This is a genomic window from Geodermatophilus sp. CPCC 205761 (assembly GCF_051383655.1).
In the GTDB taxonomy this organism is placed as follows: domain Bacteria; phylum Actinomycetota; class Actinomycetes; order Mycobacteriales; family Geodermatophilaceae; genus Geodermatophilus.
In genome coordinates this window covers 20,052-31,261 of sequence record NZ_JALPKQ010000003.1, presented here as the reverse complement: position 1 = coordinate 31,261, position 11,210 = coordinate 20,052, and the positions used below count along the sequence as shown (strand labels likewise).

Here is an 11,210-nt window from a genome sequence, read left to right as displayed (position 1 = left end):
TAACCCCGGGGGAACGTGGGGGTGGACGGCATGGCGATGACGGCCATGGTCAAGGACGAGCTGTCGCGGGTGGAGTGCACCAAGACCTCCGAGCGCAAGGCGGAGGTCACCGCCCTGCTGCGCTTCAGCGGCGGGCTGCACATCGTCGGTGGCCGCGTGGTCATCGAGGCCGAGCTGGACACCGGCTCGGTGGCCCGCCGGCTGCGCCGTGACATCAGCGAGGTCTACGGCTACACCAGCGGCGTGAGCGTGCTCGCCGGCGGCAACATCCGCCGCGGCGTCCGCTATCTCGTCCGGATCGCCAAGCACGGCGAGGGGCTGGCCCGGCAGACCGGGCTGGTCGACCAGCGCGGTCGCCCGGTGCGCGGCCTGCCGCCGTCGGTCGTCTCCGGCGGGATCAACGACGCCGAGGCCGCCTGGCGGGGCGCCTTCCTCGCCCACGGCTCGCTCACCGAGCCCGGCCGCTCCTCCTCGCTCGAGGTCACCTGCCCCGGTCCCGAGGCCGCGATGGCCCTGGTCGGCGCGGCGCGGCGGCTGGGCATCGCCGCCAAGGCCCGGGAGGTGCGCGGCGCCGACCGGGTGGTCGTCCGGGACGGCGACGCGATCAGCGCGCTGCTGACCCGCATGGGCGCGCACGACGCGGTGCTGGCCTGGGAGGAGCGGCGGATGCGCCGCGAGGTCCGGGCGACGGCCAACCGGCTGGCCAACTTCGACGACGCCAACCTGCGCCGCTCGGCCCGCGCTGCGGTGGCCGCCAGCGCCCGCGTGGAGCGCGCCCTGGAGATCCTCGCCGGCGACGCCCCAGAGCACCTGTTGGTAGCCGGCCGGCTGCGGCTGGAGTTCGGCCAGGCCTCGCTGGAGGAGCTCGGCCAGCGCGCCGACCCGCCGATGACCAAGGACGCCGTGGCCGGCCGGATCCGCCGGCTGCTGGCGATGGCCGACAAGCGGGCCAAGGACCTCGGCATCCCCGACACCGAGTCGGTGGTCACCGAGGACATGCTCGCCCAGTAGGAGGACCACCCTTCCCCCCACGCCTCGCTCGGCGCGGGACCCTGGAGGGTGGCCGTTCCAGCGGGACCCTGGAGGGGCCGCCTCCGTGGGCCCGGGTCGCCTCTCCGGGCGGCCCGGGCCCCGGCCTCCCGCGACCGCTAGGGTCGTCGCCGGAGCGAGGCCGCGGTCTCGCGGCCCCGACTGACAGCGTCGACCGACATCGGAGGTCTGCAGTGACCGTGCGCGTGGGCATCAACGGATTCGGCCGGATCGGCCGCAACTTCTGGCGGGCCGCCGCGGCCAGCGGCCAGGACATCGAGATCGTGGCGGTGAACGACCTCACCAGCCCCGAGGTCCTCGCCCACCTGCTCAAGTACGACAGCATCCTCGGCAAGCTGGCCGACGACGTCGCCGCCGACGGCGAGGGCATCAAGGTCGGCGGGAACACCATCAAGGTGCTCTCCGAGCGCGACCCGGCCAGCCTGCCGTGGGGCGACCTGGGCGTCGACGTCGTCGTCGAGTCCACCGGCTTCTTCACCAAGGCCGCCGACGCCCGCAAGCACGTCGACGCCGGTGGCGCGAAGAAGGTCATCATCTCCGCGCCGGCCAGCGACGACGACATCACGATCGTCATGGGCGTCAACGACAACCTCTACGACGGCTCGCAGACGATCATCAGCAACGCGTCCTGCACCACGAACTGCCTGGCCCCGCTGGCGAAGGTCCTCAACGACGCGTTCGGCATCGAGCGCGGCCTGATGACCACGATCCACGCCTACACCGCCGACCAGAACCTGCAGGACGGTCCGCACAAGGACCTCCGCCGCGCCCGCGCCGCCGCGCTCAACATGGTGCCGACGTCCACCGGCGCCGCGAAGGCCATCGGGCTGGTGCTGCCCGAGCTCAAGGGCAAGCTCGACGGGTACGCCATGCGCGTGCCCCTGCCCACCGGCTCGGCCACCGACCTCACGGTGACCGTGAACCGGGAGGCCTCGGCGGAGGAGATCGACGCCGCCTACCGCGAGGCGGCGGCCGGCCCGCTCGGCAAGTACCTCACCTACACCGACGCGCCGATCGTCTCCTCCGACATCGTCACCGACCCGGCGTCGTGCATCTACGACGCCAAGCTGACCAAGGTCTTCGGCCCGATGGTCAAGGTGCTCGGCTGGTACGACAACGAGTGGGGCTACTCCAACCGCCTCGTCGACCTGACCGCGCTGGTGGGCAAGTCCCTCTGACGATGCGCTCCCTCGACGACCTGCTCGCCGAGGGCGTCTCGGGTCGGCGCGTGCTCGTGCGCGCCGACCTGAACGTCCCCCTCGACAAGAGCACCCGCGCGATCACCGACGACGGCCGGATCCGGGCCAGCCTGCCCACCGTGCAGGCGCTCCGGGACGCCGGCGCCCGCGTGATCGTCGCCGCCCACCTCGGCCGCCCGAAGGGCTCCCCGGACCCGCAGTTCTCCCTCGCCCCGGTCGCCGAGCGGCTCGGCGAGCTGCTCGGCACCGCGGTGCCCCTGGCCACCGACGTCGCCGGGGACGACGCGCGGGCCCGGGCCGCCGGCCTCGCCGACGGTGACGTGCTGCTGCTGGAGAACGTCCGCTTCGAGGCCGCCGAGACCTCCAAGGACGACGCCGAGCGGGGCGAGCTGGCCGACCGGCTGGCCGCGCTGGCCGACGTCTACGTCGACGACGCGTTCGGCGCGGTGCACCGCAAGCACGCCTCGGTGTTCGACGTCGCCCAGCGGCTGCCGCACGTGGCCGGCCGGCTGGTGGCCCAGGAGCTCGACGTCCTCACCCGGCTGACCCAGGATCCGCAGCGGCCCTACGTCGTGGTGCTCGGCGGCTCCAAGGTCAGCGACAAGCTCGCCGTCATCGAGGCGCTGCTGCCCAAGGTCGACCGGCTGCTGGTCGGCGGCGGGATGTGCTTCACCTTCCTGGCCGCCCAGGGCCACGGCGTCGGGAAGTCGCTGCTGGAGGCCGACCAGGTCGACACCTGCCGCCGGCTGCTGGACGAGGCGGGGGACCGGATCGTCCTGCCGGTCGACGTCGTCTGCGCCCCGGAGTTCAGTGCCGACGCCGCGACGACCACGGTCGGGGTCGAGGAGATCCCGGACGGGCAGATGGGCCTGGACGTCGGACCGCGCACCGTCGAGGTGTTCGGCACGGAGCTCGGCGGCGCCCGCACCGTCTTCTGGAACGGCCCGATGGGCGTGTTCGAGCTGGCGCCCTTCCAGGCCGGCACCCGCGGCGTGGCGCAGGCGGTCGCGGCCATCGACGGGCTCTCCGTCGTCGGCGGCGGCGACTCCGCGGCCGCGGTGCGGCAGCTGGACCTCGACGAGGCCGCCTACGGCCACATCAGCACCGGCGGCGGCGCGTCGCTGGAGTACCTCGAGGGCCGGGAGCTGCCGGGCCTCGCGGTGCTCGCCGACGGAGGGGACGCCTGATGGCACGCAAGGGCACCGCCGCGCGGCGGGAGGGGCGCCGTCCCCTCATCGCCGGCAACTGGAAGATGCACATGACGCACCTCGAGGCCATCGGGCTGGTGCAGAAGCTCGCCTTCTCGCTCAAGGAGCCCGAGCTCGAGGCCGCCGAGGTCGTCGTCCTGCCGCCGTTCACCGCCCTGCGCAGCGTGCAGACGCTGGTGACCGGCGACAAGCTGGAGGTCGGCTACGGCGCGCAGGACCTCTCCGTGCAGGACTCCGGCGCGTACACCGGTGAGGTCAGCGGGGCGATGCTCGCCGCGCTCGCCTGCGCCTACGTCGTCGTCGGCCATTCCGAGCGGCGGGCGATGCACGGCGAGGACGACGCGGTCGTGGCCAGCAAGGTCCAGGCGGCGCTGCGGCACGGCCTGGTGCCGATCCTCTGCGTGGGGGAGGGCCTCGACGTCCGCCGCGCCGGCACGCACGTCGCGCACTGCACGGCGCAGCTCGACGCGGCGCTCGAGGGGCTGACCGCCGAGCAGGTCACCACGCCGGGCGGGGGCACCGGGATCGTCATCGCCTACGAGCCGGTGTGGGCGATCGGCACCGGCGAGGTCGCCACCCCGGAGGACGCGCAGGAGGTCTGCGGCGCACTGCGGACGCGGCTCGCCGAGCGTTTAGGCCCGGAGACGGCCGCTGTCGTCCGTATCCTGTACGGAGGGTCGGTGAAGGCCGCCAACACGGCCGGGATCCTGGCCGGGCCGGACGTCGACGGTGCACTCGTGGGTGGCGCCAGCCTGGACGCCGACGAGTTCACGCAGATCTGTCGGACAGCCGCCGACGGCAGCTGACCGCCGCCGCCGGCAGGCGGGGAGCGGGTAGGTGGACAGCACGCGAAGTCGGGGACCGGCCTGGGCCCGCGGGACCGGGGGCCGGGTCGTCGGCATCGCCGCCGCCGTCCTGCTCGTGGTCGCGGTCGCCGTCAGCTGCAGCAGCGGGGACGGCGACACGGGCGTGCCCGTCCAGGGCGGCGGCCCGGACGCCGGCCTGACCGGTGTCCGGGCGCCGTCGGACACCGCGGGCGGCACGCTCCGGGTGGTCACCGGCGAGGTGGACAGCCTCGATCCGCAGCGCTCGTACCTGCCGGGCGTGTGGAACCTCATGCGGCTCTACACCCGCACCCTGGTGACCTTCTCCACCGAGCCGGGGCGCAGCGACCAGCTCGTCGCCGACCTCGCCACCGACCTGGGCACCAGCCCCGACGGCGGCACCACCTGGACGTTCACCCTCCGCGAGGGCGCCCGGTTCGAGACCGGCCGGCCGATCACCTCGCGCGACGTCAAGTACGGCATCGAACGGTCCTTCGCCTCCGACGTGGTCGTGGGTGGTCCCACCCAGGTCGTCGAGCTGCTGGACGACCCGGGCAACCCCTACGCCGGGCCCTACCAGGACGAGGCGCCCGACAAGTTGGGGCTGGCGGCGGTCGAGACTCCCGACGACCGGACGATCACCTTCCGGCTGCGCAGCCCGCAGCCGGACTTCCCGTACGTGATGGCGCTGCCCTCCAGCAGCCCGGTGCCGATCGAGAACGACACCGCCGGCGACTACGGCCGCGATCCGGTGTCCTCCGGCCCGTACGCGATCAGCTCGGTGGACCCGGTGACCGGCATCGTGCTCGACCGCAACCCGCAGTGGGACGGCGCCACCGACGACGTCCGCACCGCGCTGCCCGACCGGGTGATCGTGCGCACCGGGCTGACCGGCGTGGAGCGCGACCAGGCCCTGCTCGCCGGGTCCGCCGACGTCGACGTCTCCGGCACCGGCGTGCAGGCGGCGACGACGGCACGGCTGGCCGAGGGCGCCGGCGGGGAGGTGCCGGTCACCGAGCGGGTGGACGAGGTGACCAGCGGGGTGGTACGGCTGCTCGCCCTCCCGACCAACGTGGCCCCGCTGGACAACCCCGCGTGCCGGGCGGCGGTCGCGGCCGCGATCGACCGCCGGGCGGTGCAGGAGCGGCTCGGCGGGGCGGTCAACGCCGTCCGCACCTCACAGCTGTGGCCGCGCGCCCTCGAGGGCGGGCCGGAGGAGTCCGACCCCGAGCCGGACCTCGCCGCGGCCCGCGAGTCGCTGGCCACCTGCGGGCAGCCCGACGGCTTCCGCACGGTGCTCGCCGTCCCGGACGCCACCATCAGCGTCGCGGTGGCCGACGAGATCGCCGGCCAGCTGGGCGAGATCGGCATCCAGGTCGAGGTGCGCCCGCTGGCCGCGCCGAGCTTCTACGCCACCGACGTCGGCAACCCCGACAACGTGGCGGCCAACGGGTTCGGCATCGTCCTGGCCACCTGGACGGCGGACGTCCCGACGCCCGGCTCGTTCCTGGAGCCGCTGGTCGACGGCCGGTCGATCAGCCCGGTGGGCAACACCAACTTCGCGCGCCTGGCCGATCCCGCCGTCGACGGGCTGATCGACGCCGCGCGCGCTGCGGCTGGGGACCCGGGGGCCGCCCGGGCCGCCTGGAGCGAGGTCGCCACCGCGGCCACCGCCACCGGCGCGTACGTGCCGCTGACCGAGACCCGGGTGCAGCTGCTGGCCGGTCAGCGGCTGCGCAACGGCGTGGTGATGTCGGCCTACACGTCCTACGACCTGGCCACCGCCGGAGTCCGCTGACAGCCCTGGGAGCATCGCGGCGAGCGCCGGCGAGCGAGGAGCGGACCAGGGCGCGGATGCGGACGGGTGGCACAGCCGCTGACAGCCCTGGGAGCATCGCAGCGAGCGCCGGCGAGCGAGGAGCGGACCAGGGCGCGGATGCGGACGGGTGGCAGAGCCGCTGACAGCCGGTCTCGGCCGCGTCGGTCGGGGGTGCGCGAGCGGTCGGTTACCCTCGATGCATGATCGAGCTGGTCCTCAACGTGCTGCTGGTGCTGACCAGCGTGCTCCTCGTGGTGCTGATCCTGCTGCACCGCGGCAAGGGCGGGGGCCTGTCCTCGATGTTCGGCGGCGCGGTCTCCTCGCAGCTGGCCGGCTCGTCCGTGGTCGAGAAGAACCTGAACCGGCTGACGATCTTCACCGCCCTCATCTGGGCGGTCTGCATCGTGGGCCTGGGCATCCTGCTCAAGGTCTGAGCCGCAGCTCCGGGGGTCCGGCGGCGCGCGCGGCACGGTCCCGCGCGCAAAACGTGACCGGAATCGCGACGTCCAAGCCCTAGACTGCGCGCGCGGCCCGTCCGGGGTCGCGATCACCTGGGGACGCACAGGGGGCGCTCGTGGCTGGTGGGAACGCGATCCGGGGGACGCGGGTCGGCGCAGGGCCGATGGGTGAGGCCGAGCGCGGCGAGACCGCTCCGCGCCGCCGCATCGGTTACTGGTGCACGCAGGGGCACGAGACGCGGGTGGCGTTCGCCTCCGACGCCGATGTCCCCGAGTTCTGGGACTGCCCACGCTGCGGGTTGCCCGCCGGGCAGGACCAGGCGGCCCCGCCGCCGGCGCCGCGCACGGAGCCGTACAAGACCCACCTCGCCTACGTCCGCGAGCGGCGCAGCGACGCCGACGGCGACGCGCTCCTCGAGGAGGCGCTCGCCAAGCTCCGGGCCCGCCGGGGCGCCTGACGGAGTACCCCCTGCCCCCACCGCTCGCGGGGGGACCTGCGGGGGGCCTCGTCAGTCCTGGGCCGGCCGGGGCGCGGGCACCGGTGCGTACCGCACCCAGCCCGCCTGCTCGTGGTCCCAGTAGCAGCCGGCGTGCCGGAGCGCCGGAGTGGGCACGACGGCGCCCGCGGGGCGGTCGATGGCCGGGCGGGTGGAGGCGGGGAGCGTCATCGCAGTCTCCGGGGTGCGTGGGAACGGGGTGCGGTCACTGTGCCGCCGCCGTCTGGAGGCCCGCTTGCGATCTGCTTGCAGCGGTCGCGTCAGGCAGTGTGCTCCCCGAGGGGGACGCGGGCCAGGTGGTCGGTCGTCAGGAACGCCCGGCGCAGCGGCTCGCTGAGCCCGTCGAACGGCGAGGCCTGCGACCGGTGCTCGGCGATGGCGGCCTCCCGCCGGTCCAGCACCCCGCTGACGTCGAGGACGTCGGTGACCTCGTCGTCCGGCCGGCCCAGCGTGGCCGGGTCCAGCGCGTGGTAGGCGGTGTCCGGCCGCAGCGAGCGCATCTCCTCGAGCCAGCCGCGCATCAGGGCGTTGGGCAGGCAGTGCTCGTAGAGGGCCGGGCGGGGGCCGCCCGGCCCGGCGAGCGCTGCCCGCGCCGCGGCCCGCACCGCCAGGTGGTCCCGGTGGCCGTCGCTGCCGTCCAGGACGATCACGACCGTGGGCCGCAGGTCCGCGACCAGCCGGGCCAGGACGGCGGCCACGGCGGCCGGGTCGGCCGCGCACAGCGACCCGGGCGGCGGCGGGCCGTCGAAGCCGGAGTCCCGGTAGCCGAGCAGCTCCACGCGCGCCACCCCGAGTGCGGCGGCGGCGCGGTGCAGCTCGGCCTCCCGCACCGCGCCCAGGTCGCCGCAGTCGGGCGCCCCGGGCGGCAGCTCCCCGGCCTCGCCGCGGGTGGCGCAGGCGACCGTCACCTCGGCCCCGGCGGCCGCGGCGCGGGCGATCGTCGAGCCGCAGCCGAAGGACTCGTCGTCGGGGTGGGCGACGGCGACCAGCCAGCGGTCGCCGGGACGGATCTCCCGGAGGGGGTCGCGGAGCAGCGTCTCGGTCATGGGGTCAGGGTCGGCCGGCCGACTGAGCCGGGACTTGTCATCCACTGACGTCGGCCCCCGGGTCCGCGGCGAGCGCGGCCGCCCGCACCCGCTCGAGCGGTGCCGTCCAGAACCGCTCGCCGCGCTCGCCGATCGCCAGGCCGGCCGTGCCGTAGGCGTGCGCCTGCCGCGGGTCCCCGCAGGCCAGGGCGGCCTCGGCGAGGAGCCCGAGGAAGACCGAGCGGCCGGCGGACAGCCCCTGGTCGACCAGCACCGCGTGGGCCGTGCGCATGGCGGCCAGCCCCGCGTCCCGGTCGCCGGTGCGGACCTGCAGCCAGCCCTCGGCGAACGCGACGACGGCGGAGGGGTAGCGGAACCGCTCCCAGGAGGTCTCGGCCAGCTCCATCGACACCAGGGCACGCACCCGGTCGGGGTCCCCGTCCTGCAGCGCCAGGACCAGCGCCCAGCGCCGGGCGAACCCGGCGGCACCCAGCCCGGCCGCCGCGGCCGCGCGCAGCGCGAGGTCGGCCTGCGCGCGGGCGTCCGCCCGCCGGCCCACGTGCCAGAGCGCGAGGGCCCGGACGACGGCGATGCGGGTGGGCGGGGAGAACGCCAGCGACCGCCGCAGGTCGGCCGCCGCGGACACCGCCTCGGCGCGGTCCAGGGCGGCCAGCGCCTCGTCGGCCCGGCCCTGCATCCACCGGACGACGGCGGTCATGTCCTCGGCCAGGTAGGTGGCGGTGGCGTCGTCCAGACCCCCGGCGAGCGCGGCCATCCGCGCGGCGGTGCGGTCGGCGTCGTCCAGCCGGCCGACCTGGCACTGGAAGAGGCCCGCCACCCAGAGCAGCTCCTGGTCGTCCGGGCGGGCCTGGTCGGGGACGGTCCAGTGGTCGACCAGCCGGCAGTACTCCCGGATCGACGGGCTGTCGTAGCCGGCCGACCAGACGTCGACGTAGCCGATCCGGCTGCGCGCCCGCAGCTCCCGCCGGTCCCGGTCGGGATCGGTGGCCAGCGCCGGGAGGGCGAGCAGCCGGCCGGAGAGCTCGCGCAGCGCGTCCAGGGCGGACACGGCCAGGGCGGCGTCGGCGGCCCGCTCGAGCCACGGCAGGGCCGCGGCACCGCCGTCGAGCGCCGCGGCGGCCAGGTGGTGGTGGGCGATCGACGCGGCCTCGCCGGGATCGGCGCCGCGCCGCTCGGCGAACCGCTCGGCGAGGGCCCGGTGCAGCAGGGCCGCCCGGGCGCTGCTCAGCGAGGCCCGCTGCGCGTCGGCGAGCAGCCCGTGGGCCAGGCCGAACCGTCCCGCGCCGGCGTCCACCGCCAGCCGCGCCCGCACCGCGGCCTCCAGCACCGGCAGCGCGGTGGGCAGCGGGACCCCGCTCACCGCGGCGACGTCGTCGACCGCCAGCGGCTCCCCGGCGACGGCCAGCGCGGTCAGCAGCTCCTCGCCGGGGGCCGGCAGGCGCTGCACCCGCTGGCGCAGCACGTCGAAGACGGCGGCGGGCACGCCGCCGACCGGACGGCCCACCCCGGGCGCGGGCCGGTCGTCCGCCGGCAGCCGCGCCAGCTCGAGGGCGTAGAACGGGTTGCCCTCCGCGCGGGCCACGACGGCGGCGACCTCCGCGGCCCCCGGCTCGGACGGGGCGGCCGCACGCACCAGCCGGGCGACCGCGTCGTCCGGCAGGGGTTCGAGGTCGATCCGGACCGACCGGGGAAGCCGGCCCAGCGTGGCCAGCGCGTCGGTCAGCGCGGGGGAGTCGGCGTCCTCGCCGGTGCGCAGCGCGACGGCGAGGACGAGCGGCGTGCGGTCCGGTCCCTGCGCCAGGCCGGTGAGCAGCTGCAGGGTCGCGGGGTCGGCCAGGTGCAGGTCGTCCACGGCGAGCAGGGCCGGCCGGCCGCCGTCCGGCCCGGTCAGGAGCACCTCGAGCGCGTCGGTGAGGTGCACGAGCACCATCGCCGGGTCCACGCCGCCGGCCGCCGGGTCACCCGGCCCGCCGAGGTCGGGCACGAGCCCGCGCAGCGGCCCCAGCCGGGCGCCCAGCCGCGCCCGGGCGTCGGGGCCCAGCGTCGCGGCGGCCGCGCGCACCACCTGGACCACCGGCCAGAACGGCGGCGCGGCCAGGCCGTCCCGGCACACCGTCGCGCGCGCGGTGCCCCCGGCGTCGGACACCGCGTCGCGCAGCGCGTCGAGCAGCGCGGTCTTGCCCATCCCGGCGTCGCCGGTGAGCAGGACCACCCCGCCGCTCCCGCCGGCGGCGGAGGCGACGACGGACCGCAGCAGCGCCACCTCCTCGTCCCGACCGGTGAGCCGGACGGGCGCGGGCGCGGGGGCGGGCGGAGGTGCCGGGGCGGCCGGGGCCGGCGGGCGCTCCGGTCGCAGCGCGTCGTCGTGGTCGAGGATCTGCTGCTCGAGCCGCCGGAGCTCCGGTCCGGGGTCCAGGCCGAGCTCCTCGCGCAGCAGCCGGCGGCCCTCGCCCAGCACGGCCAGCGCCTCGGCCTGCCGGCCGGAGAGGTAGAGGGCCCGGGCGAGGGACGCGCGGGCCTGCTCGCGCAGCGGGTGGGCGCCGAGGTGGGCCTGCAGCTCGGCGACCGCGCGGGCGACGTCGCCCAGCGCGACGAGGACGCCGGCCCGCAGCTCGACGGCGCTCTGCCGCAGCGCCTCCAGCCGGTCGGCCGCCGGGCGGGCGAAGGGCTCGTCGGCGAACTCCGCCAGCGCGGGCCCCCGCCACAGGCCGAGCGCCTCGTCGAGCAGTCGCAGCGCCCGTGCGTCGTCGGCTCCGGCGAGGCCGGGAGCCTCGGCCAGCAGCCGCTCGAAGCGGTCGGCGTCGACGTCGACGTCCTCCGTGGCGAGCCGGTAGCCGGGCGCCGCGCTGACGATCACCGACGGCCCGCTGCGCGGCGTCCGCCCCGGCTCGAGCGCCCGGCGCAGGTGCGCCACGGTGGTGTGCAGCGACGCCGACGTCTTCGGCGGCGGGGCGCCGCGCCACAGCAGTTCGGCCAGCCGGTCGGCGGGCACCACCCGGCCGCCCTCGAGCACGAGGACGGTCAGGAGGGCCCGCTGCAGCCGGGCACCGAGGGTCACGGGGACGCCGTCGCGGCGCACCTCCAGCGGCCCGAGGACCCGCACCTCCAC

The 11,210-nt window shown here is 76.4% G+C and carries 10 protein-coding genes; 7 read left to right on the top strand and 3 right to left on the bottom strand.

What is annotated here, in order from left to right; translation table 11 throughout:
- Nucleotides 1-30 precede the first annotated feature (30 nt).
- From whiA to MY526_RS02540, 7 genes are all read left to right on the top strand, one after another.
- On the top strand, nucleotides 31-1,011 hold the full coding sequence (gene whiA / locus MY526_RS02570; protein WP_436694544.1) for a DNA-binding protein WhiA: 981 nt from the start codon (nucleotides 31-33) through the stop codon (nucleotides 1,009-1,011).
- A gap of 212 nt (nucleotides 1,012-1,223) precedes the next feature.
- Entirely contained in the window at nucleotides 1,224-2,228 is a 1,005-nt protein-coding gene (gene gap / locus MY526_RS02565) for a type I glyceraldehyde-3-phosphate dehydrogenase (protein ID WP_436694545.1), read from the top strand.
- 2 nt (nucleotides 2,229-2,230) lie between these two features.
- Nucleotides 2,231-3,436 carry a phosphoglycerate kinase gene (locus tag MY526_RS02560; RefSeq protein ID WP_436694546.1) on the top strand — a complete coding sequence of 402 codons (1,206 nt, stop codon included), beginning with the start codon at nucleotides 2,231-2,233 and terminating at the stop codon, nucleotides 3,434-3,436.
- Entirely contained in the window at nucleotides 3,436-4,263 is an 828-nt protein-coding gene (tpiA, locus tag MY526_RS02555; protein WP_436694547.1) for a triose-phosphate isomerase, read from the top strand. The genes MY526_RS02560 and tpiA overlap by 1 nt, the downstream gene beginning before the upstream one ends.
- A gap of 31 nt (nucleotides 4,264-4,294) precedes the next feature.
- A complete protein-coding gene (locus MY526_RS02550; protein WP_436703161.1) occupies nucleotides 4,295-6,079 on the top strand; it encodes an ABC transporter substrate-binding protein in 1,785 nt (594 codons plus the stop codon).
- A gap of 221 nt (nucleotides 6,080-6,300) precedes the next feature.
- Nucleotides 6,301-6,534, top strand: coding sequence for a preprotein translocase subunit SecG (secG, locus tag MY526_RS02545; RefSeq protein WP_436694549.1), 234 nt, complete (start codon nucleotides 6,301-6,303; stop codon nucleotides 6,532-6,534).
- Between the two features lie 140 nt (nucleotides 6,535-6,674).
- Nucleotides 6,675-7,016 carry an RNA polymerase-binding protein RbpA gene (locus MY526_RS02540; RefSeq protein ID WP_436694550.1) on the top strand — a complete coding sequence of 114 codons (342 nt, stop codon included), beginning with the start codon at nucleotides 6,675-6,677 and terminating at the stop codon, nucleotides 7,014-7,016.
- Nucleotides 7,017-7,067: 51 nt separating this feature from the next.
- Here MY526_RS02540 and MY526_RS02535 read toward each other — a convergent pair whose 3' ends face one another.
- From MY526_RS02535 to MY526_RS02525, 3 genes are all read right to left on the bottom strand, one after another.
- A complete protein-coding gene (locus MY526_RS02535; RefSeq protein WP_436694551.1) occupies nucleotides 7,068-7,226 on the bottom strand; it encodes a hypothetical protein in 159 nt (52 codons plus the stop codon).
- Between the two features lie 89 nt (nucleotides 7,227-7,315).
- Nucleotides 7,316-8,101, bottom strand: coding sequence for a PIG-L deacetylase family protein (locus MY526_RS02530; protein WP_436694552.1), 786 nt, complete (start codon nucleotides 8,099-8,101; stop codon nucleotides 7,316-7,318).
- Between the two features lie 37 nt (nucleotides 8,102-8,138).
- A complete protein-coding gene (locus tag MY526_RS02525; protein WP_436694553.1) occupies nucleotides 8,139-11,210 on the bottom strand; it encodes a BTAD domain-containing putative transcriptional regulator in 3,072 nt (1,023 codons plus the stop codon).

What these genes read in the sequence shown, in the direction of transcription:
- whiA (WP_436694544.1), top strand. Translation starts at nt 31, where the DNA reads ATGGCGATGACGGCCATGGTCAAGGACGAGCTGTCGCGGGTGGAGTGC.
- MY526_RS02560 (WP_436694546.1), top strand. Translation starts at nt 2,231, where the DNA reads ATGCGCTCCCTCGACGACCTGCTCGCCGAGGGCGTCTCGGGTCGGCGC.
- tpiA (WP_436694547.1), top strand. Translation starts at nt 3,436, where the DNA reads ATGGCACGCAAGGGCACCGCCGCGCGGCGGGAGGGGCGCCGTCCCCTC.
- secG (WP_436694549.1), top strand. Translation starts at nt 6,301, where the DNA reads ATGATCGAGCTGGTCCTCAACGTGCTGCTGGTGCTGACCAGCGTGCTC.
- MY526_RS02535 (WP_436694551.1), bottom strand. Translation starts at nt 7,226, where the DNA reads ATGACGCTCCCCGCCTCCACCCGCCCGGCCATCGACCGCCCCGCGGGC.
- MY526_RS02530 (WP_436694552.1), bottom strand. Translation starts at nt 8,101, where the DNA reads ATGACCGAGACGCTGCTCCGCGACCCCCTCCGGGAGATCCGTCCCGGC.